The sequence below is a fragment of the Streptomyces sp. NPDC058653 genome (assembly GCF_042716895.1).
GTDB lineage: Bacteria > Actinomycetota > Actinomycetes > Streptomycetales > Streptomycetaceae > Streptomyces.
Map to the genome: position 1 here is coordinate 119462 of NZ_JBHXRM010000003.1, position 21346 is coordinate 140807.

Here is a 21346-nt window from a genome sequence, read left to right on the forward strand (position 1 = left end):
CTCCCTGCGGGTCTGCGGATCTGTCTGCCGCCGCTCGGCGTGCGACCACCGATCGCGTGCGGCTACTGATCCGTAGCGTATCGGCGGGCCCGACGTTCGGCAGTGCGTCGTTGGCCACACCCTCTCCACCGCCGCGCCTAGGCTGACGCGCATGACCGAGCACAACGCCGCGGGCAGCCGCTGGACCGACCTCGAACGCCCGCCCCTGAACACCACCGCCCTGCGCCGGGGGCTGATCGGGCCCGGGGGCCTGTGGACCTCGCTGGAGGTCGTCAGCACGACCGGATCCACCAACTCCGACCTCGCCGCCCGCGCGGAGGGCCTCCCGGAGGGCGCGGTGCTCGTCGCCGAGGAGCAGACCCGGGGGCGCGGGCGGCTGGACCGCGGCTGGTCTGCGCCCGCGCGGTCCGGCCTCTTCGTCTCCGTACTGCTGCGGCCGGGACCGGACGTGCCCATGGAGCGCTGGGGGTGGCTGCCGCTGCTCACCGGCGTCGCCGTCGCGACGGCCGTCGCGCGAACGGCCGGCGTGGACACGGCCCTGAAGTGGCCCAACGACCTGCTGGTCACGGTCGGCGGCAAGGAGGGCGACGAGAACGCCAAGGAGGAGCGCAAGGCGGGCGGGATCCTCGCGGAGCGCGCGGGGGACGGAGTCGTCGTCGGCATCGGTCTGAACGTCACCCTCACCGAGTCGGAGCTGCCCGTCCCCGGCGCCGGCTCGCTCGCGCTCGCGAACGCGGTGTCCGTCGACCGCGACCCGCTGCTGAGGGCGGTGCTGCGGGGCCTGGAGCGGTGGTACGGCGAGTGGCGGGAGGCGGCGGGGGACCCGGCCGCATCGGGGCTCCAGGAGGCGTACGTGGCGGGCTGCGCGACGCTCGGGCGCGCGGTGCGGGCGGAGCTGCCCGGCGAGCGGCAGGTCGTCGGGGACGCCGTCGCGATCGACGGGGACGGGCGCCTGGTGATCGCGACGGAAGGCGGCGGGAGGGAAGCGGTGGGCGCCGGGGACGTGGTGCATCTACGCGCGGTGTAGAAGCGGCACGGAAGCCGGGACGCGGTGGCGGACGGACACGCTCCGGGACGGGCCGGCCCGCCTTCCGCGACTACCCGCAACGGCGACCCCGACAGCCCCGACCTGCCGTATCGTTGAGGCGACCCACGACAGATGATCGGCAGGGCAGTGCGCAGGGAACGGGCAGGAGGCGGCTGGTGACGGTCGACGACACGACCTCCGGCGGTGGGGACGAGAAGCCGCCGTCGGAGTCCTCCGGTCACCCCACCCCGCACCACGCCGTCGACCATACGGCCGAGCCCACGGACGACCCCCTCGCCATCCGGCTCGAACAGCTCATCATCGGGGCCGAGCGCCGCTACACCCCCTTTCAGGCCGCCCGCACCGCCGGTGTCTCGATGGACCTCGCGTCCCGCTTCTGGCGGGCCATGGGCTTCGCGGACATCGGCCAGGCACGGGCCCTGACCGAGGCCGACGTCCTCGCGCTGCGCCGCCTCGCCGGTCTGGTCGAGGCCGGGCTGCTGAGCGAGCCGATGGCGATCCAGGTCGCCCGGTCGACCGGGCAGACCACCGCCCGGCTGGCGGAGTGGCAGATCGATTCCTTCCTGGCCGGGCTGACCGAACCGCCCGAGCCCGGAATGACACGGACCGAGGTCACGTATCCCCTGGTCGAGCTGTTGCTCCCGGAGCTGGAGGAGTTCCTGGTGTACGTGTGGCGGCGTCAGCTCGCCGCCGCCACCGGACGAGTGGTCCAGGCCGCCGACGACGAGGAGATGGTCGACCGCCGTCTCGCCGTCGGCTTCGCCGACCTCGTCGGGTTCACCCGGCTGACCCGCCGTCTCGAGGAGGAGGAGCTGGGCGAGCTGGTCGAGGCGTTCGAGACGACCTGCGCCGACCTGGTGGCCGCCCACGGCGGCCGGCTCATCAAGACGCTCGGCGACGAGGTCCTGTACGCCGCCGACGACGCGGGCACGGCCACGGAGATCGCGCTGCGGCTGATCGAGACCATGACGCACGACGAGTCGATGCCGGCGCTGCGCGTGGGCATCGCGTTCGGCACCGTCACCACCCGGATGGGCGATGTCTTCGGCAACACCGTGAATCTCGCGAGCCGGCTCACGTCGATAGCTCCCAAGGACGCGGTCCTGGTCGACGGGGCGCTCGCCGAGGAGCTGATCCGGACGGGCGACACCCCCGCGTCCGAGGCCGAGGCGGCGGAGCAGGCGGCGGAGGCCGAGAAGGCCGGTGAGGAGCCGCCCTCGTACCGCTTCGCGATACAGCCGATGTGGCAGCGGCCGGTGCGGGGCCTGGGCGTCGTGGAGCCCTGGCTCCTGACGCGGCGGCCCAGACCGGAGGCCTGACCCGTCGCTGCGGGGCGCCGCCTATGATCCCGGTCAACGATCGTTGACCGGGAAGCGGGTGGGTGCGGTGGGCGCGGAGAACGGGCGTCGGTTCGGGGAGTACGTCGAGGTACGCCGGCACGGTCAGGTGGCCGAGCTGGTCCTCGACCGGCCCAAGGCGATGAACGCGGTCTCGACGGAGATGGCGCGCTCCATCGGGGCGGCCTGCGCGGCGCTCGGCGAGGACCGGGACGTACGCGTCACCGTCCTCACCTCCACGCACGCGCGCGCCTTCTGTGTGGGCGCGGACCTCAAGGAGCGGAACGCGCTGAGCGACGCCGAGCTGGTCCGGCAGCGGCCGACCGCCCGCGCCGCGTACACCGGCGTCCTGGAACTCCCGATGCCGACCATCGCCGCCGTGCACGGCTTCGCGCTCGGCGGCGGGTTCGAGCTGGCGCTCTCCTGCGACCTCATCGTCGCCGACACGACGGCGGTCGTCGGGCTGCCCGAGGTGTCGGTGGGCGTGATCCCCGGCGGCGGCGGTACGCAACTGCTGCCGCGCCGCGTCGGAGCCGCCCGCGCGGCCGAACTGATCTTCACCGCACGGCGGTTGGAGGCCCCGGAGGCGCACGCCCTGGGCCTGGTCGACCAGCTCGTGGGGGAGGCGGCCGACCGCGACGAGGCGCTGGCGCTGGCCTCCCGGATCGCCGCGAATTCGCCGGTCGGCCTGCGGGCGGCGAAGCGCGCGCTGCGGCTCGGCCACGGACTCGACCTGCGGGCCGGTCTGGAGGTCGAGGACGCGGCGTGGCGGTCGGTGGCCTTCTCCGGCGACCGCAGGGAGGGTGTGGCCGCGTTCAACGAGAAGCGGAAGCCGGAGTGGCCCGGGGAGTAGGGCCCGGGATGGCGGACCTTGCGCACGTGATGAACGGAGAGTGACGACAGCTCGCTCCAAGTGATCAAATCACCCCAAAACACCCTAAGGTGGGGTGATGGGAGAGGACGCACGGCTACGGGCCGTGGTGGAGCTCGCGCAGGCCATGGCTTCGGCGCACACCCCCCACGAATCCTGGCGGGCAGCCGCGCTCGGCGCGCGCGAGGCGCTGGCCGGCAGCTTCGCCGCGCTGTCCGTGTGGGAGCGGGACCTCGGGCAGCTCAAGGTCCTCGTGAACGCGGGGGACCTGGCCGAGGGCGAGGAGGAGTTCCCCGAGGACGAGGCGTACCCGGTGCACCGCTTCCCCGAGATCGCCGAGTTCCTGCACGAGCGGTGGGCGGGGGGCGGCGAGCCCAACGCGTGGGTCGAGACGGTCGACGGCCCGGCCGCGACCGCCACCGACGCCGGCGGGCCGGGCTACTGCCACCAGCGGGTCGCGGCCCTGCGCAGACGCGGCCGGGGCTGCTGCGTCGTCGCGCCGATCGTGCTGCACGGGCGGGCGTGGGGCGAGCTGTACGTGGCGAGACCGCTCGGGGTGCCGGTCTTCCGGCGCGAGGACGCGGACTTCGCGACCGTCATCGCCTCCGTCGTGGCGTCGGGGATCGCGCAGACGGAGCGGCTCGAAGAGGTCCGGCGGCTGGCCTTCACCGATCCGCTGACGGGGCTCGCGAACCGTCGCGCGGTGGACATGCGGCTCGACGAGGCGGTCGCGCGGCACCGCGACGACGGATCGGTCGTCAGCCTCGTGGTCTGCGACCTCAACGGGCTGAAGCGGGTCAACGACACCCACGGGCACGCGGTCGGTGACCGGCTGCTGGAACGGTTCGGCTCGCTGCTCTCCGTCTGCGGGGCGCGGCTGCCGGGGGCGTTGGCGGCGCGGCTGGGGGGCGACGAGTTCTGTCTGCTGACGGTGGGGCCGCCGGCGGACGAGGTGGTCGAGGTGGCGGGTGAACTCTGCCGCCGGGCCGCGGAGTTGGAGCTGGGGGAGGGGGTGGCGTGCGGGATCGCGTCGACGGGGGATCCGATCGGGCCGCTGAGATCGGCACGGCGGTTGTTCCGGCTGGCGGACGCGGCGCAGTACCGGGCGAAGGCGGCGCGGTCGCCGGAGCCGGTGGTGGCGGGGCGGGACGGCGGGGTGGTCCGGCTGGCGGACGAGCCACCGCCGAGGCCGCCGGGGGGTGGGGAGCGGAGACGGTTCCGGGGCATGCCGAAGGTTCCTCCGGGGTGAGGGGTCCGATTGGGCCCGCGGGGTCGCCTGCGGCGGGCTGTGCCGTTCGCGTGCGGGCCTGTGCCTGGCTGGGGTCGGCCTCAAGCGCCGGCCGGGCTGGGGGTGGTTCCGGTGGTTGCCGGGTGCCGCTCCGGGGTCATGCCCGGACGGCGTGATTTACGCCGCGTGCACCGCTCGTTGGACCCGACGGGACCGGGTTGTCCACGCGGCACAAATCAGCCTGAGTGTCCGGACACGACCCCTGCGCGTCCCCCTCCAGCCCGCAGACCGGAGGAGCTTGAACAGCGCCACGCGACAGCCTGAGGGGGGCGGGGTCGCAGGAGGGGTGTGTTCGGACACTCAGGCTGATTTGTGGCGCGTGAACAAGAACGCCACAGCGGGACCAACGAGCCCCGCACGCGCCGTAAATCACGCCGTCCGGACACACCCCTCCGGAGACCCCGAACCCCGCCCGTCGGCAGACAACCGCAACCCACCGCCCCGCAACCACCCCGAGGCGACATAGTGACACGTTGAGTTTCAGTACGTACGCTCCTGAATATGAATATGCGCACAGTCGTCGTGGGGACCTCCGGCACCACCGCCGAAGACGTCGTCGACGTCGCCCGCGGCAACGCCCCCGTCGAGCTCTCCGCCGACGCCCTCTCCGCGCTCGCCGCCGCCCGCGAGGTCGTCGACTCCCTCGCCGCCAAGCCCGAGCCCGTGTACGGCGTCTCCACCGGCTTCGGGGCCCTCGCCAGCCGGCACATCGGGCCGGAGCTGCGCGCGCGGTTGCAGCGCAACATCGTGCGGTCGCACGCCGCCGGCATGGGTCCCCGGGTCGAGCGCGAGGTCGTGCGCGCGCTGATGTTCCTGCGGCTCAAGACCGTCGCGTCCGGTCGTACCGGCGTACGCCCCGAGGTCGCGCAGACCATGGCGGACGTGCTGAACGCGGGGATCACACCCGTCGTCCACGAGTACGGCTCCCTCGGCTGCTCCGGCGACCTCGCGCCGCTCTCCCACTGCGCGCTGACGCTGATGGGCGAGGGCGACGCCGAGGGCCCGGACGGGGTCGTGCGGCCCGCCGCCGAACTGCTCGCCGAACACGGCATCGTGCCCGTGGAGCTGCGGGAGAAGGAGGGGCTCGCGCTCCTCAACGGCACCGACGGCATGCTCGGGATGCTGGTCATGGCCCTCGCCGACCTCCAGCGCCTCTACACCTCCGCCGACATCACCGCCGCGCTGACCCTGGAGGCCCTGCTCGGTACGGACAAGGTCCTCGCCCCCGAGCTGCACGACATCCGCCCGCACCCCGGCCAGGGCGTCAGCGCCGACAACATGCTGCGGGTGCTCGCCGGGTCCGGGCTGACCGGGCACTTCCAGCAGGACGCCGCCCCCCGGGTGCAGGACGCGTACTCGGTGCGCTGCGCCCCCCAGGTGGCCGGCGCGGGCCGGGACACCCTCGCGTACGCCCGGATCGTGGCCGACCGTGAACTGGCCTCCGCCGTCGACAACCCGGTGGTCCTCCCGGACGGGAGGGTGGAGTCCAACGGCAACTTCCACGGCGCCCCCGTCGCCTACGTCCTGGACTTCCTCGCGATCGTCGCCGCCGACCTCGGCTCCATCGCCGAGCGCCGCACGGACCGGCTGCTCGACAAGAACCGTTCGCACGGGCTGCCCGCCTTCCTCGCGGACGACCCCGGTGTCGACTCGGGTCTGATGATCGCCCAGTACACGCAGGCCGCGCTGGTCAGCGAGATGAAGCGGCTGGCCGTCCCGGCGTCCGTCGACTCCATCCCCTCGTCGGCGATGCAGGAGGACCACGTCTCGATGGGCTGGTCGGCGGCGCGCAAGCTCCGCACGGCCGTCGACCATCTGGCGCGGATCATCGCCGTCGAGATGTACGCCGCGACCCGCGCGATCGAGCTGCGTACGGGCCTGCTGCCCGCGCCCGCGTCGATGGCCGCCATCGAGGCGGTGCGTGCCGCGGGGATCGAGGGGCCCGGGCCCGACCGCTTCCTGTCGCCGGATCTCGCGGCGGCCGACACCTTCCTGCGGGAGGGCCGGCTGGTCGCGGCGGTGGAGCCGGTCACCGGCCCGCTGGCCTGACCGCTCACGTACGTACGGAAGGGGCCGCCCGACAGCCGGGTGGCCCCCTCCGCTCTACTGCCGGGCGCGTCAGAGCGCGCCGCGCGCCTCTCTGCGTACCGAGTGCGCGACCAGCGCCGCGCCGATGCCCAGGAACGCCGTTCCGCCGATCACGTACGGCGTGGTGTCCACGCCGCTTCCCGTGTCGGCGAGGGCGAGGCCCGAGTTCTCGTGGGTGGTGGAGGCTGACCGCTGCTGGACACCGCGCTCGTTCGTGGCATTCGCCGAGGGGACGAAGAACAGGGCGCAGAGCAGGATTCCGGCGGCTATGGCCGTCAGCAGCGGTCGGCGTACGACAGGCACGTGCACGTAATCGATCTCCCTTGGGAAAACGCCGAATTGGCCGGGTGCGCCGATGCTAGTGAAAGCAGCGGGTCGCGGGAAAGTCGCCCGGGTCCGGAGGCCTACTCTCCGGTTATGAGCACTCCTGAGACCTCCCGTTATGTCCGGCTGCACGTGGAACTGGTGCTGGAGATCACTGATCCCGAAGAGCTGACCGCCGCCGCCCTGACCCTGATCGCGACGGACGACTCGATGCCCGAGGAAGAACGTACGCATGCCCGCTCCACGGTGCGGGAAGACGAGGCGGAGGCGCTCGCGTACCTGGTCGAGCCGCCGGAGCTGGTCGGCGACGTGCCCGGGGTGGAGCTCGCCCAGGCCTCGTGGAGCAGCGAGCGGATCGACTACGACCCCGAGGCCGTGGAATGGGACGTGGACGAGGAGGACCTGACGGACGGCGATAATGAGGGTGACGAAGGCGTGGACGGTGGGGGGACCGGGCGCCCGGGCGGGCTGTAGCCCGGGCTGGGTGACACCCCTAGCCCCGGGCCGTCGCACCGCGCGGACCGGGGCTTACACGTGCGCCGTCTGTGTATATCCCGGAACGCGAGTGGCGTTGGACACATCTTCGTCGGCGGTGGAACCGGACGTACCGGTATGGGTGTTCTTAAAGGTCATAGGGCAGGGAATCGGCGACGATGGAGAAGCGTGTGATGACGAACGGCAAGCGGCGCAAGGGCCTCGCGGCCGCGTCCGCACTGCTCGGCGGGGTGCTGATGCTCTCGGCCTGCAGCGGTGGCGACGGTGACGACGACTCCGGAGCCGGCGGTTCGAAGGATTCGCAGGCACAGGTGGACGAGGCTGCGGCGAAGGACACGTCCGAGGCCCAGATAGCCATTTCGCCCAAGAACGGTGCCGACGACGCGAGCATCAACAACGCCGCGAAGGTCACGGTCACCAAGGGCACGCTCACGAAGGTCGAGATGACCACCGGCGACGGCACCGCGGTGAAGGGCACGCTGGCGGCCGACGCGAAGAGCTGGAAGCCGGACGGCCAGCTGGAGCGGTCCACCACCTACAAGATCACCGCCACGGCGAAGGACTCCGACGGCCGTGAGGCCCACGAGAACTCGTCCTTCACCACCGTCTCGCCGGACAACAGCTTCATCGGCAACTTCACGCCCGAGGACGGCTCGACCGTCGGCGTCGGGATGCCGGTCTCGCTCAACTTCGACAAGGGGATCACCAACAAGGCCGCCGTGCAGGACGGGATCACCGTCACGTCGAGCAGCGGCCAGGAGGTCGTCGGCCACTGGTTCAACTCCCAGCGCCTCGACTTCCGCCCCGAGCAGTACTGGCAGGGCGGCTCGACCGTCACGCTGAAGCTGGCGCTCGACGGCGTCGAGGGCGCGGACGGTGTCTTCGGCGTCCAGCAGAAGACGGTCACCTTCAAGATCGGTCGTAACCAGGTCTCCACGGTCGACACCAAGGCCAAGACCATGACCATCCAGCAGGACGGCAAGACGATCAAGACGATCCCGATCTCGGCCGGCTCGCCCGACAACCCGACGTACAACGGTCAGATGGTGATCTCCGAGAAGTTCAAGGAGACCCGGATGAACGGCGCGACGGTCGGCTTCACCGACGACGACGGCAAGGGTGAGTACGACATCAAGGACGTGCCGCACGCCATGCGGCTGTCCACGTCGGGCACCTTCATCCACGGCAACTACTGGGGCGACGACTCGATCTTCGGCTCGTCCAACACCAGCCACGGCTGCGTCGGTCTGAACGACGCCAAGGGCGCCAACGACCCCAACCAGCCCGCCGCCTGGTTCTACGACAACTCCATCGTCGGTGACGTGGTCGTCGTCAAGAACTCCCCGGACAAGACCATCCAGCCCGACAACGGCCTCAACGGCTGGAACCTGAGCTGGGCGGACTGGAAGGCCGGCGCCGCCGCCTGACCCTCGCCACGTATCGCCACGGCGGCGGCACCCCCTCCGGGGTGCCGCCGCCGTCGCTCGTCCGGGGACCGGACGCGTCTCCGGTGCAACCAACGGCGCCGAAAACGAGTCTCACTGTCCGGGAAGGCCGTACAACTCGGGGGCACGGGCCGGGTAGTGCGCGTAGGTTCGGATCATGCTGATGACTCTGGGGACCCCGCCGTCGGAGGCGGAGACAGACGCCTGGCATGACGTGATCGCGGCTGCCCATCTCCAGGACGTGCCCGCGTCCGTACCGGAGCCCGGCCGCACCGAGACCGCCGGGAAGCTGCGGGTGCAGCCACCCCACGCGCGGATGCTCCGTCTGGTGTGGGCGGCACCCGACGGGTCCTACGACGGAGTGGCCGCGCTGCTCCTGTTCACCGAGGAGGGCAACCGGCACACGGCCCTCCTCGACGCCCTGGTCGTCCGCCCCGAGGCCCGCCGGCGCGGTGTGGGCGCACGGCTGTGGAGCGCGATACGGGCCGAACTGACCGCCGACGGGCGCACGTCGGTCTCCACCATGCTCGAACTGGGCGGCGCCGGCGAGGCGTTCGTCGACGGGCTCGGCTTCGGCAAGGCGCTGCCGCTCGCCTGGTACGTCCAGCGGGTGCGCGAGGCGAACACCCGACTGCCGCAGGCGCGGCTGCCCGACGGCTACCGGTTCGAGGACTGGAACGGTGTCGTCCCCGACGCGCTCGCCGAGGAGTTCGCGCGGGCGCACGACGTGATGCGGGACGCGCCCGGCGGCGTGGAGGAGCGGACACCGCGATGGGACGCCGAACGGGTACGGGGCGCGGCCCGGCTCGTGGACGACCGGGGCGGCATCATCCTGACCTCCGTGGTGCTCGCGGAGGCGGACGGCGCGGGCGAGGGCGTGGACCGGGTCGCCGCGTACACCGAACTCGTCCTGCGCGACCCCTCGCACACCCGCGCGCTCCAGTACGACACGGTGGTCGTCCCGGAGCACCGGGGGCGCGGGCTCGGCCGCGCCGTCAAACGCCATCTGCTGGGCAGGCTCGCCGAACGCCATCCCCGGGTACGGGAGATCAGCACCACCGTCGCCGACGACAACGCGCCGATGCTGGCGGTGAACGCGGCGCTCGGCTACCGGCGCGAGCGGCCGGCCGCGATCTTCCAGGCCAAGCTCTGAGTCCGGGTCCGCTCCGGCGAAGAGCCGCCGGACCGGACCCGGAGCTCCCCCGTCAGCTGCCGGGCACCACCCGTCCCGCCGCCAACTCCAGCCGCGCGCCTTCGAATTCGCCCCGGAAGCGGCGGTCGTGCGAGACCACGACCACGGCGCCCTCGTAATCGAGGAGCGCCCGCTCCAGCTCCTCCACCAGGCTCAGCGCCACATGGTTCGTCGGCTCGTCCAGGATCAGCAGATCGGCGGGGCGGGTCAGCAGCCGGGCCAGTTCGAGGCGGCGCCGCTGCCCCACCGAGAGGCCGGCCACGGGCACGGACAGGTCCTCCTCGCGGAACAGCCCGAGGGCCAGCAGTTCCTCGGTGTGCTCCTCGGGCAGCCCCCGCCGGCCCACCGCGAACGCGCCCAGCAGCGAGAGCCGCGACGCCGTCGGGCCCGCGGCCAACTCCTGGGCCAGATAACCGACTCCGGCCGTCACGTGCACGGTGCCCTCGTCCGGTGCGAGATCCCCGGCCAGCACCCGCAAGAGCGTCGTCTTGCCCGCGCCGTTGGGCCCGTCGACCAGCAGCCGGGTTCCCGCCTTCACCTGGAGCGAGTCCACCCGCAGCCGGTCCCCCACCACGATGCCGGTCAGCTCGGCCAGCACCCCGTCGGCCCCGGTGGTGGCCGGGGAGGCGGCGAAGGCCAGCGGCTCCGGCGGGGCGGGCACCGGCTCCCGTTCCAGCCGCTCCAGCCGTACCCGCGCGGCCCGCACTTGGCCCGACAGCTTCGCCTCGTGCGAGCGGCGGTGCTTGCCGAAGCCCTGCCGGGGGTCCTTCCCCGTCGAGGCGAGGCGCTGCCCGGCGGCGGTGACCAGCTCCTTCGTACGGGCCAGATCGTCCAGCCACTCCTGGTGGTCCTGCTCCCAGCGGCGGCGGGCGGCGGCCTTGGCGGTGCGGTAGCCGCTCCAGCCGTCGCCGTACCGGGTCACCGCGCGGGTGTCCCGGTCGACCTCCAGGATCGTCGTCGCGATCCGCTCCAGGAACGCGCGGTCGTGGGTGACGGCGACCACCGTGCCTTGGTGCGCCCGCAGCCGCTCCTCCAGATAGGTGGTGGCACGGAGATCGAGATGGTTGGTCGGCTCGTCGAGCAGCAGCAGCTCGGGCGCCGCAGCGAGGACGCACGCGAGCGCCACCCGGGACCGCTCACCGCCGGAGAGCGACCCGAGCGGGCGCTCCCGGCCGACATGGGCGAGCCCGAGTCCGTGCAGGGCGGCGTCGACGCGGGCGTCCGCCTCGTAGCCGCCGCGCTCCTCGTAAGCGGTCAACAGATCGCCGTACGCGGTCAGTTCGTCCTCCGTGGCGCCGGCGAGCGCGGCCTCGGCCGCGCCGATACGCCGTTCGAGCTCCCGCAGATCGGCGAGCGCGGCGTCCACCGCGCCCTGGACCGTGCTCTCCGGATCGAGCCCGAGGGTCTGGGCGAGATACCCGGTCCCGCCGGGGAAGTGGACGGTGACCTCCCCGCCGTCCGGTGACTCGGCCCCGGCGAGCAGCCGGAGCAGGGTGGACTTACCGGAGCCGTTCTCCCCGATGACCCCGGCCTTCTCGCCGGGCCGTACGGAGAGTGACACCTGATCGAGGACGGTCCTGTCGCCGTACGACTTGGAGACGTCCTTCATCGACAACTGGGCGCGTTCGCGCATGCTTCTTCCCTGAAAGTGACATGCCTCGGCGGCGCGCGTCGGCGCGCGGGTGACCGGAGGCCGGACGGGCGGAGAGATGCGGACGCCGGCGGTCCTGAGGACCTACGGGGCGTCCGTGCCCGGAATCAGCGGAAGAAGTAGTACGAGTACACACCCATGCCGGCCAGCGTACCGAAGGGCGTGGCAGGGCGCCCTTCGATTTCCGCCGGACACCTCCTAGAGCTTCGCGGCCAGTTCGAAGGCGTGCGCCGACACCCAGGTGTACGCCGCCCGTATCTCGTCGACCACGCCCCGCTCGCGCAGCGCGGTCATCGCGGGATCGCCGCGCTCCGCCGCCTCCTCGATGCCGCGCCAGGAGCGGTCCTGCCACCACAGGATCGTCCGGACGATGCCGTCCCGGTCGTCCAGCCCGTACGCGTCGCAGACCAGCGTGATCCGGCGGGCGGCGTCGCCCACGTCCGGCACCCGGGGGCCGAGGTCCAGATACCGCCAGCAGAGATGGGCGACGTCGTGGACACGGTCGCCGGGGGCGGCCAGGTCCCAGTCCAGAAGCGCCACGGGCAGCGGCTCGGAGCCGTTCTGCGCCGCGTAGACGGTGTTCCTGGGCGACAGGTCGTTGTGACACACGACCTCGCGGCCGGCGGCGAACGACGATCCGGCCGTCAGGTCGTGGAACTCCCGCACGAGCTCGGAGACCCGTGCCAGCCGGGCGTCCGACAGGGGCAGGTCCACCTCCCCCTCGATGTGCCCGAACACCTCGCGGCCCTGCTCGTCCAGCCCCCGGAAGCGCGGTGCGCCGCCCCAGCCCCGCTCCTCGAACCAGCCGAGCAACTCACGCGTGTACGCGGCGCGTCGGGCCGACGACGTGGGGGAGCGCCGGACGGTGTCACCGACGCGTACGACCTGATTGATGAACCCACCGGGCAGAGGAGTCTCGTCCATGCCCCCACGATGCCAGGCCCCGCCCGACGGGGACGAACGAGCGGTCGACGCTCAGACGCCCTTACGGATACGGGCGCGTGCCTCCGTGCCGCGCAGTGCCGTCGCGCGGGTCGCCGTGAAGAACGCGGCCGGGTCCCGACGGGTGCGCCACGGAAGGGCGTTCACATAACCGTCGACCAGCCGGAAGGCCTCCAGGGCCTCCTCGTGCCGCGACTGGCGCGTCAGGAAGTACGCCAGCAGGTGGCGCATCTCCGGGAGCCGGGGATGGTCGTCGGGCGCCGCCGCCGCGTCCGCGAGAGCCGCGTCGACCAGGGCCGTCAGCCGAGGGGCCGTGTAGTCGCGGGGCGTCGCCGCCGCGTCGTGGTGGTCGAACCAGGCGATCAGCGGGAACGCCGTCATCAGCGTGCCCGGCGGCGCGTCCGCCGTCGCCTGGGCGGCGAACTCCCCGGCCAGCTCCGCCGAGCCGTGCCACGCCCCGCTCCAGTACTGGATGGCCGCCTCGTGCGCCCCGTACAGCGGCGCCGACGTCGGATGCGGGGTACGGGCCGTGATCTCCGCCCACAGCTCACGCAGCTGCTCCGGCCCGTAGCCGACGCCCAGGGCCGTACGGATCTCGATGATGTACGGCGAGGGGTCCTCCGGGCCCAGCGCCGCCGCGCGGGCGGTGTCGGCGCGGGCACCCGGCAGCAGTTCGTTGAAGCGGTCCGCCTGCTCGGGCGTGGTGTGCCTGGCGTACGGCGAGCCCCGCAGCAGCCAGGCGCGCGAGACCGTCGCCGACGCCTGGACCAGCTCCGCGTCCACGTCGGGGGATTCCTCGGAGCGCGACGCGCGCCAGGCCCGCAGCCAGGAGTCGTCCCGGGCCGCCGCCTCGCCCAGCACCCGCGCGTAGAGGGAGCGCCGCTCCCAGTCCCGGTCCCTGCCCGTGGCGGCCAGCAGCACCGCCGCCGGCTCCCAGCGGCCCGACCGCGCCTCGGCCAGCGCATGCTGAAGGGCGCTGTCCTCGCCGGCCAGCTCCGTGTTCTGCCGGTCCCTGGGGAGCAGCCCCAGCTCCGCCTCCGTACCGACGAGTGAGGACACGCTCCGGCGGGCCTTCAGCCAGAACCAGATGCCGAACGCGAAGAGTACGAAGGGCAGAGCGCGTGCCATCTGATGGCCCCCAGAGGTGCGGAGAACAGGTGAAGAGACGGTGTGGGGGATCTGCGGAGTATGCACCACCGCAGGTCAGCGGGGCAATGGTGCCTCGACGTCCGGGCCGGGGGCCGGGCGTGCCCGGGGAGTTACCCGTCCGTCCGCCCCTACCGCGGCAGCGTCGCCGGATTCCCGCCGTTCGCCTCGTACCCCGCCACCGCCAGCGCCCGGTACACCGCGTACCGCGCCGCCGGGTCCTCGTCGAGCGTCCACGGCAGCGCGCCGACATAGCCGTCCACCCGTACCAGCTGGTGCATCGCCTCGGACCACCGCGCGCCGCCCACCAGGAAGAGGATCAGCAGATGCCGCACGTGCGCGAGCATCGGGTCGTCGGGGCGCGCCGCGTGGACCGCGAAGAGCGCGCCCTCCATCGCCTTCGAGACCACCGCGCTGGAGAAGAAGTCACGCACCAGCGTGAGGTCACCCATGTGCTCGTACACCGCGAACAGCGGCAGCGCCGCCAGCAGCGAGCCCTCCGGGGCGCGCGCGGCCGAGGCCGTCGCGAACCGGTCCGCCTCCTCGCGTGAGCCGTGCCACTTCTCGCACCAGTAGTGCAGCGCCGCGAGATGCGCGCCCATGTGGTCCGGCGCGCGGTCGATGACCTTCGCCCAGAGCTGGTCGAACCGCTCGTGCGGATAGCCGAGCCCCCGGGCCACGGCCAGCTCGACGATGTACGGCACGGGATCGCCGGGCGAGAGCAGCGCAGCGTCGCCGCAGACCGAGAGGGCCTCCTCAAGGATGATCCGGAAGTCGTCCGTGCCCGCCGCCGACGAGCGCCACGCCTGCTGCACCAGGAACTCCGCGTGCACCTGCGCGCCGCCCGCGTCCTTCGGCGAATCCGCGCGCCACGCCCGCAGCCACGCGCCGCCGACACCCGGCTTCTGCTGGAGCTCCAGCGACGCGGCGCCCGCGAAGGCCTGCACCCGCTGCCAGCGCACCTCGCCCTCCTTGGCCGTCCCGGCGAGCAGCTGCGCCGCCGCGCGCCAGTCCTGGGTGCGCTGCACGACGTCCAGTACGTCCAGAAGGTCCTGGTCCGGCCCCGGAAGCCGGACGTCCAGCTCCTCCTGCCGGACGAACTCGTAGTCGTCCGGGTCGGCGGCATCGGGCGAACCGGGCGCGACCTGGCGGATGCCACCGCCCCGGCGCCGCACGACGGGAGCCACGACGGCCGCCACCATGCCCGCCGCGATCAGGAACCAGAGAATCTCCATGCACCCCATTGTCCCGGACGCGGACGGCGCTCTGCCTCGCCCCCCGGGCCGCTACGCTCAGGGCCCATGAGCGACGAGCACAGCTTCGAGACCATCGCCATTCACGCGGGGAACACGCCTGATTCCCTCACCGGCGCGGTCGTACCCCCCATCTATCAGGTGTCCACCTACAAGCAGGACGGAGTCGGCGGACTGCGCGGCGGCTACGAGTACAGCCGCAGCGCCAACCCCACACGCTCCGCGCTGGAGGAGAACCTCGCGGCCCTGGAGGGCGGCCGGCGCGGACTCGCCTTCGCCTCCGGCCTGGCCGCCGAGGACTGCCTCCTGCGTACGCTGCTGTCGCCGGGCGACCACGTGGTGATCCCCGACGACGCGTACGGCGGCACCTTCCGGCTCTTCGCGAAGGTCGTCTCCCGCTGGGGCGTGGAGTGGTCGGTGGCCGACACGTCCGACCCGGTCGCGGTACGGGCCGCGCTGCGCCCCCGTACGAAGGCGATCTGGGTCGAGACCCCGTCCAACCCGCTCCTCGGCATCAGCGACATCGTGGCGCTCGCCGACGTCGCCCGCACCGCCGGGGCCCGGCTCGTCGTGGACAACACCTTCGCGAGCCCCTACCTCCAGCAGCCGCTCGCCCTCGGCGCCGATGTCGTCATGCACTCGACCACCAAGTACATGGGCGGTCACTCGGACGTGGTCGGCGGCGCGCTGATCACCGCCGACTCCGCGCTCGGCGACGAACTCGCCTACCACCAGAACGCGATGGGCGCGGTCTCCGGCCCGTTCGACGCATGGCTCGTGCTGCGCGGTGTGAAGACGCTCGCCGTCCGGATGGACCGCCACAGCGAGAACGCGACGCGGGTCGCGGAGATGCTCCTGCGGCACCCGAAGGTCTCGAAGGTGTACTACCCGGGCCTGCCGGACCACCCCGGCCACGAGGTCGCGGCCAAGCAGATGAGGTCCTTCGGCGGCATGGTGTCCTTCCAGGTCGCGGCCGGCGAGGAGGCGGCGATCGAGGTCTGCGGCCGGACGAAGGTCTTCACGCTGGGGGAGTCGCTCGGCGGTGTCGAGTCGCTGATCGAGCACCCGGGGCGGATGACGCACGCGTCGGTGGCGGGCTCCCCGCTGGAGGTGCCGGACGATCTGGTCAGGCTGTCGGTCGGTATCGAGTCCGCCGACGATCTGCTGACGGACCTTCAGCAGGCCCTCGCCTGACGGGAGTCGGGGTGACGGCGGACGCCGCCGTCACCAGCCCTCCAGCGGCGGGGTCGTCTCGGACGGCGGGACCGACCACGGCTCCACGACCGACGCCCACACCGTGAACGCGACCACGGCCACCGTGACGAGCAGCCAGAGGAGCAGTCGCACGGTGCGCCTGCGGGCCAGAAGGCGGTTGCCGAGGGCGGTCGCACGGGCCGTGAGATCGACGGGGACCGGCGGATGCGGCAGATCGAGCATCCGGCGGACCTCGTCCTCCTTACGGCTGTGGCCGCTCATCGCGTGGCCTGCCGGGAGAGCAGCGACAGCGGCCAGTGCGGAGCCGGACGGCGGGGCGGCGCGGGCTGCCGCATCGCGCCGACGGCCCGCGCGCAGATCGCCCGCACCCGCTCGACCGGCAGCCCGATCAGCGCCGCCGTCTGCTCCTCGGCCACCCCCTCGTACAGCCGCAGCACCAGGATGAGCCGCTCCTGGGGAGTGAGCCGGCCGAGCAGACCCTCCCCCGTGCGGGGCTGCCGCCAGGCGCCCCGCGCGTACCGCACCGCGATCTCCTGGCGCGCGGCGTCGTACGGATCCTCCCCGCGCAGCCGCTCCCAGTCCGCGTACGTACGGGCCAGAGCGGTCGTCAGCAGGTGCTCGGCGCGGGGTCTGGAGTCGGCGGGCTCACCCGTCAGCAACATGGCGGCATGCAGCAGTCGCCCTGCCGCGCCCGCGACGAACGCCTCGAACTCCTGGGCGCGACGGCGATCCGAACCCGGCTGCCCTCGCTGTCGCACACCTCATATGAGGACAGACCCGGGCCGAAATCAAGAGGCCGGCGGTGGCTCCGTGCCGTCGGGTTCGTCCACCGGGGCCCGGTGCGACACCGGTTCGGCCGACGCGGGGCCGGCCTGGCGTGCCGACAGGGCGGTGTTGAAGCGGGTGAGGAGCGTGCAGAACGAGTCCCGCTCGTCCTCCGTCCAGCCGTCCGTGACCTGCGACATCAGTTCACGGCGCGAGGACCGGACCTCGTCGAGGCGGCTCAGCCCGCGGGCCGAGAGCTCCAGGACGACGGCGCGGCCGTCCTCCGGGTGCGAGGTGCGCTTGACCAGGCCGGTGTCGACGAGCGGCGCGACCTGGCGGGTGACGGTGGAGGAGTCGATCCCCATCCCCGCCGCCAGCGCCTTGACGCCCATCGGGCCTTCCAGGTCGAGCCGGTTGAGCAGCAGATAGGCGGCGCGGTCCATGGAGTTGCGCACCTGGCCGACGCCGCCCAGGCGGGTCTGTTCCGCCCGTCGGGCGAAGACGGCCACCTGGTGCTGGAGTGCGTCGAGAAGTGCGGCGTCGTCGGACGCGCCGACGGATTCGGTACCGACTGAAGGTGCCGGTGCGGTCTCTAAAGGTGCGGAGCCGGAAGGGTCGGAACCGGAGGATTCGGAGCCGGAGCCCGGGGAGGCCGACACAGCGGAAGTCATGTCCTGAGTAGGGGGCATGGCTGGGGCTCTCTCGTGCGGTGGTCGGTTGGTGGGGGACAGAGTACGCGGCCCCGCCCCTGGCCGTACCAGCCGTGGGTAAACCCGTGGACGACCCTTGGTTTCGGGCGTCCGGCCGGGTGATGAGCTGCGAGACTGGCCGTCATGACCTTCGGTACGTCGCGTCCCTCCGGATCGTTCACCTCCGCCTCTGCGCGCGGCTCCGCGCCCAGCCTGATCCTCGACGACATCCGCGGGGCACAGAAGATGCTCGCCGGGGTCGCGCGGAAGACCGCGATGGAGGGCAGCAGGCATCTGACGCGTCTCGTCGGCTCCCCGGTCCACCTCAAGTGCGAGAACCTCCAGCGCACCGGGTCGTTCAAGCTGCGCGGCGCGTACGTACGGATCGCCGGGCTCAGCCCCGAGGAGCGCGCGGCCGGTGTGGTCGCGGCCAGCGCGGGCAACCACGCGCAGGGCGTCGCGCTCGCCTCCACCCTGCTCGGCGTGCGCTCCACCGTCTTCATGCCCGTCGCGGCGCCGCTGCCCAAGGTCGCCGCGACCCGGGAGTACGGCGCCGAGGTGCGGCTGCACGGCCAGGTCGTCGACGAGACCCTGGCGGCGGCGCAGGAGTACGCGCGGGAGAGCGGCGCGGTCTTCATCCACCCCTTCGACCACCCGGACATCATCGCCGGACAGGGCACGGTGGGCCTGGAGATCCTGGAGCAGTGCCCCGAGGTACGGACCATCCTCGTCGGGCTGGGCGGCGGCGGCCTGGTGGCCGGCATCGCCCTCGCGGTCAAAGCGGTACGGCCGGACGTGAAGGTGATCGGCGTACAGGCCGAGGGCGCCGCGGCGTTTCCGCCCTCGCTGCGGGCCGGGCGGCCGATGTCGATCGACGAGCAGCAGACGATGGCGGACGGCATCAAGGTCGGCCGGCCGGGTGAGATCACGTTCCCGCTGGTCAGGGATCTGGTCGACGAGGTGCGCACGGTCTCGGAGGACGAGTTGTCCGCCGCGCTCCTGCTCTGTCTGGAGCGGGCGAAGATGGTCGTGGAACCGGCCGGCGCGAGCACCGTCGCGGCGCTGCTCAGCGCGCCGGGGGCGTTCGACGGGCCGGTGGTCGCCGTGCTGTCGGGAGGCAACGTGGACCCCCTGCTGATGCAGCGGATCCTGCGCCACGGGATGGCGGCGTCCGGGCGCTACCTGCGGCTGCGGCTACGGGTCACCGACCGGCCGGGGGCGCTCGCGACGCTGCTGGGGATGCTGTCGGTGGCCGACGCCAACGTCCTGGACGTGAGCCACGTACGGACCGATCCGCGGCTCGGGCTGACGGAGGCGGACGTGGAGCTGCATCTGGAGACCAAGGGTCCCGAGCACTGCGCGGACGTGGCCACGGCGCTGCGGGAGGCCGGGTACACGATCCTCGGCCAGGGCTGAGGCCGTCACCTGCGCGTCGTCTCCCGGTCGTCTGTCGGCGCGTCCGTCGGCTTAAGCTCTCCATGAGTACGGATCGCACGATTTGACCGCATCTGACGTAACGCTGGGAGTGCCCCTATGCCAGGCGCCATCTATGCCGAGGGTCTGGTCAAGACGTTCGGCGAGGTAAGAGCGCTGGACGGCGTCGACCTCGATGTCCCCGAGGGCACGGTCCTCGGGCTGCTCGGACCCAACGGCGCGGGGAAGACCACCGCGGTCCGTGTGCTGACGACCCTGCTCCGGCCCGACAGCGGAAAGGCCGTCGTCGCGGGCATCGACGTGGTCAAGAACCCCAACGAGGTCCGCAGGAACATCGGACTCTCCGGGCAGTTCGCCGCGGTCGACGAGTATCTGACGGGCCGCGAGAACCTCCAGATGGTCGGCAGGCTCTACCAGCAGAGCGCCCGCGCGGCCAAGGCCAGGGCCGCCGAACTCCTCGACCGCTTCAACCTCGCCGACGCGGCCGACCGCACCACCAAGACCTACTCCGGCGGTATGCGCAGACGCCTCGACCTCGCGGCGGCCCTCGTCGTCTCCCCGCCCGTGATGTTCATGGACGAGCCGACGACCGGCCTCGACCCCCGCAACCGTCAGCAGTTGTGGGGCATCATCCAGGAACTGGTCGCGGGCGGCACGACCCTGCTGCTGACCACCCAGTACCTGGAGGAGGCCGACCATCTGGCCCACGACATCTGCGTCATCGACCAGGGCCGGGTCATCGCCCGCGGCACCGCCGACGAGCTCAAGGCCCGCACCGGCGGCGAGCGCGTCGAGGTCGTCGTCCACGAGCACGACCAGATCAGCCCGACCCGCGATGTGCTGGCCCGCTTCGGCAAGGGCGAGGTGATGGTCGACGGGCACACCCGCCGGCTCACCGTCCCGGTCACTGGCGGGGCCAGACTCCTCGCCGAGATCATCAGGGAACTCGACGCCCGGGGCGTGGAGATCGACGACATCGGGCTGCGCCGCCCCACGCTCGACGACGTCTTCATCTCGCTCACCGGCCACGCGGCGGAGGAGGGCCAGGAGAACGGCGAGGGCGGCACCGGCAGCGGCCCCCCGTCGGCCAAGGACCCGGGCAAGGACCGGGACAAGGCCCCGGGCAAGGATCGGGACAAGGCCCAGGACAAGGACCCGGCTCCGGAGGACCCCGCCGACGCGGCCGGGGCCACGCCGTCCGGCCCCCGCACGGACGACACCGTCACGGACCCGAAGGAGAGCGCCCAATGAGCGCCGTGACCGACGCCTCCCCCAAGGGCCTCGCGCCTCCCCCGCGCGGCCGCGTCTTCCAGTCCGCCCACGACTCGCTGGTCGTGGCCAAGCGCAATCTGATCCGGATGATGCGCATCCCGGAGATGATCGTCTTCGGGCTGATCCAGCCCATCATGTTCGTGGTGCTCTTCACCTACGTCTTCGGCGGTTCCATCAACATCCCTGGCGCCGCCCCCGGCAGCTCCCAGGCCTACCGCGAGTTCCTGATGGCGGGCATCTTCGCGCAGACCGTGACCTTCGCCACGGCCGGCGCGGGAGCCGGCATCGCCGACGACATGCACAAGGGGCTCATCGACCGGTTCCGCTCACTGCCCATGGCACGCGGCGCGGTCCTGACCGGACGTACGCTCGCCGACCTCGTACAGACCGCCCTGACGCTCGTCGTCCTCGCGGCGGTCGCCCTGATCATCGGCTGGCGCACGCACGAGAACATCGGCAGCGTGCTCGGCGGCTTCGCGCTGCTGCTCTTCCTCGGCTACGCCTTCTCCTGGATCGGCGCGCTGATCGGGCTCATCGTCCGCACACCGGAGGCCGCCACGTCCGGCGGGCTGATCTGGCTTTTCCCGCTGACGTTCATCTCCAACGCGTTCGTGCCGGTCAACGGCATGCCCGCGTTCCTTCAGCACGTCGCGGAGTGGAATCCGTTCAGCGCGACCGTGCAGGCGGCGCGTGAGCTCTTCGGCAACACGATCGCCGGCCGTCCGGCCTCGGTGACCGGCGCCTGGCCGATGGAGCACCCGATCTGGGCGTCGGTGATCTGGTCCGTCCTGATCATCGTGGTGTTCCGCACCCTGGCGGTACGGCGCTACCGCTCGGCGACCGCGTAGAGCCCACCCGGCGGCACTGTCCTGATCCACCGGCCCCGGGGGA

The 21346-nt window shown here is 72.4% G+C and carries 20 protein-coding genes; 12 read left to right on the top strand and 8 right to left on the bottom strand.

The features are described from left to right. Window positions 1-151: 151 nt before the first annotated feature. From ACFWU9_RS03865 to hutH, 5 genes are all read left to right on the top strand, one after another. Window positions 152-1027, top strand: a complete 876-nt coding sequence (locus ACFWU9_RS03865; RefSeq protein WP_384314651.1) for a biotin--[acetyl-CoA-carboxylase] ligase — start codon at window positions 152-154, stop codon at window positions 1025-1027. A 176-nt stretch (window positions 1028-1203) separates the two neighbouring features. After that, window positions 1204-2367, top strand: a complete 1164-nt coding sequence (locus tag ACFWU9_RS03870; RefSeq protein ID WP_384314653.1) for an adenylate/guanylate cyclase domain-containing protein — start codon at window positions 1204-1206, stop codon at window positions 2365-2367. A 67-nt stretch (window positions 2368-2434) separates the two neighbouring features. Next, window positions 2435-3238 carry an enoyl-CoA hydratase/isomerase family protein gene (locus ACFWU9_RS03875; RefSeq protein ID WP_384314655.1) on the top strand — a complete coding sequence of 268 codons (804 nt, stop codon included), beginning with the start codon at window positions 2435-2437 and terminating at the stop codon, window positions 3236-3238. Window positions 3239-3332: 94 nt separating this feature from the next. Then, a complete protein-coding gene (locus tag ACFWU9_RS03880) occupies window positions 3333-4505 on the top strand; it encodes a diguanylate cyclase domain-containing protein (protein ID WP_384314657.1) in 1173 nt (390 codons plus the stop codon). Between the two features lie 540 nt (window positions 4506-5045). Next, the gene (gene hutH, locus ACFWU9_RS03885; RefSeq protein WP_384314659.1) at window positions 5046-6593 is read left to right on the top strand and encodes a histidine ammonia-lyase; all 1548 of its coding nucleotides are present in this window, start codon (window positions 5046-5048) and stop codon (window positions 6591-6593) included. A 69-nt stretch (window positions 6594-6662) separates the two neighbouring features. Here hutH and ACFWU9_RS03890 read toward each other — a convergent pair whose 3' ends face one another. After that, on the bottom strand, window positions 6663-6935 hold the full coding sequence (locus tag ACFWU9_RS03890) for a hypothetical protein (RefSeq protein ID WP_384314916.1): 273 nt from the start codon (window positions 6933-6935) through the stop codon (window positions 6663-6665). A gap of 114 nt (window positions 6936-7049) precedes the next feature. On the opposite strand from ACFWU9_RS03890, the gene ACFWU9_RS03895 reads away from it, so the two are divergent. The 3 genes from ACFWU9_RS03895 to ACFWU9_RS03905 all read left to right on the top strand — a co-directional run bounded on the left by ACFWU9_RS03895 (window position 7050) and on the right by ACFWU9_RS03905 (window position 10049). Then, complete coding sequence (locus ACFWU9_RS03895; protein WP_384314661.1) at window positions 7050-7430, top strand: hypothetical protein; 381 nt, start codon at window positions 7050-7052, stop codon at window positions 7428-7430. Between the two features lie 179 nt (window positions 7431-7609). Then, window positions 7610-8878 carry an Ig-like domain-containing protein gene (locus tag ACFWU9_RS03900; protein ID WP_384314663.1) on the top strand — a complete coding sequence of 423 codons (1269 nt, stop codon included), beginning with the start codon at window positions 7610-7612 and terminating at the stop codon, window positions 8876-8878. Window positions 8879-9053: 175 nt separating this feature from the next. Further along, the gene (locus tag ACFWU9_RS03905; RefSeq protein WP_384314665.1) at window positions 9054-10049 is read left to right on the top strand and encodes a GNAT family N-acetyltransferase; all 996 of its coding nucleotides are present in this window, start codon (window positions 9054-9056) and stop codon (window positions 10047-10049) included. Window positions 10050-10101: 52 nt separating this feature from the next. On the opposite strand, the gene abc-f is transcribed toward ACFWU9_RS03905, so the two are convergent. From abc-f to ACFWU9_RS03925, 4 genes are all read right to left on the bottom strand, one after another. After that, window positions 10102-11721 carry a ribosomal protection-like ABC-F family protein gene (gene abc-f / locus ACFWU9_RS03910; protein WP_384314667.1) on the bottom strand — a complete coding sequence of 540 codons (1620 nt, stop codon included), beginning with the start codon at window positions 11719-11721 and terminating at the stop codon, window positions 10102-10104. 216 nt (window positions 11722-11937) lie between these two features. After that, window positions 11938-12663, bottom strand: coding sequence for a phosphotransferase family protein (locus tag ACFWU9_RS03915; RefSeq protein ID WP_384314669.1), 726 nt, complete (start codon window positions 12661-12663; stop codon window positions 11938-11940). Window positions 12664-12714: 51 nt separating this feature from the next. Continuing rightward, window positions 12715-13809, bottom strand: a complete 1095-nt coding sequence (locus tag ACFWU9_RS03920) for a hypothetical protein (RefSeq protein WP_384314671.1) — start codon at window positions 13807-13809, stop codon at window positions 12715-12717. 149 nt (window positions 13810-13958) lie between these two features. Beyond that, window positions 13959-15062, bottom strand: coding sequence for a hypothetical protein (locus tag ACFWU9_RS03925; protein WP_384314673.1), 1104 nt, complete (start codon window positions 15060-15062; stop codon window positions 13959-13961). A gap of 66 nt (window positions 15063-15128) precedes the next feature. Here ACFWU9_RS03925 and ACFWU9_RS03930 point away from each other — a divergent pair, with 66 nt between their 5' ends. Then, window positions 15129-16274, top strand: coding sequence for a cystathionine gamma-synthase (locus ACFWU9_RS03930; RefSeq protein WP_384314674.1), 1146 nt, complete (start codon window positions 15129-15131; stop codon window positions 16272-16274). Window positions 16275-16304: 30 nt separating this feature from the next. Here the strand turns inward: ACFWU9_RS03930 and ACFWU9_RS03935 are convergent, their stop codons facing one another. The 3 genes from ACFWU9_RS03935 to ACFWU9_RS03945 are packed head-to-tail and all read right to left on the bottom strand — an operon-like array spanning window position 16305 to window position 17731. Then, window positions 16305-16556, bottom strand: a complete 252-nt coding sequence (locus ACFWU9_RS03935) for a hypothetical protein (RefSeq protein ID WP_384314676.1) — start codon at window positions 16554-16556, stop codon at window positions 16305-16307. After that, a complete protein-coding gene (locus ACFWU9_RS03940) occupies window positions 16553-17053 on the bottom strand; it encodes a sigma factor-like helix-turn-helix DNA-binding protein (protein WP_384314678.1) in 501 nt (166 codons plus the stop codon). Before ACFWU9_RS03940 ends, ACFWU9_RS03935 begins: the two co-directional genes overlap by 4 nt. A gap of 30 nt (window positions 17054-17083) precedes the next feature. Beyond that, a complete protein-coding gene (locus tag ACFWU9_RS03945; protein WP_384314680.1) occupies window positions 17084-17731 on the bottom strand; it encodes a MarR family winged helix-turn-helix transcriptional regulator in 648 nt (215 codons plus the stop codon). A gap of 264 nt (window positions 17732-17995) precedes the next feature. Here ACFWU9_RS03945 and ilvA point away from each other — a divergent pair, with 264 nt between their 5' ends. From ilvA to ACFWU9_RS03960, 3 genes are all read left to right on the top strand, one after another. After that, a complete protein-coding gene (ilvA, locus tag ACFWU9_RS03950) occupies window positions 17996-19165 on the top strand; it encodes a threonine ammonia-lyase (RefSeq protein ID WP_384314917.1) in 1170 nt (389 codons plus the stop codon). Window positions 19166-19282: 117 nt separating this feature from the next. Continuing rightward, window positions 19283-20434: an ATP-binding cassette domain-containing protein gene (locus ACFWU9_RS03955; protein ID WP_384314682.1), complete on the top strand. Its 1152-nt coding sequence runs from the start codon at window positions 19283-19285 to the stop codon at window positions 20432-20434. Further along, complete coding sequence (locus ACFWU9_RS03960) at window positions 20431-21303, top strand: ABC transporter permease (protein ID WP_384314683.1); 873 nt, start codon at window positions 20431-20433, stop codon at window positions 21301-21303. The genes ACFWU9_RS03955 and ACFWU9_RS03960 overlap by 4 nt, the downstream gene beginning before the upstream one ends. The last annotated feature ends 43 nt before the right edge of the window (window positions 21304-21346 follow it).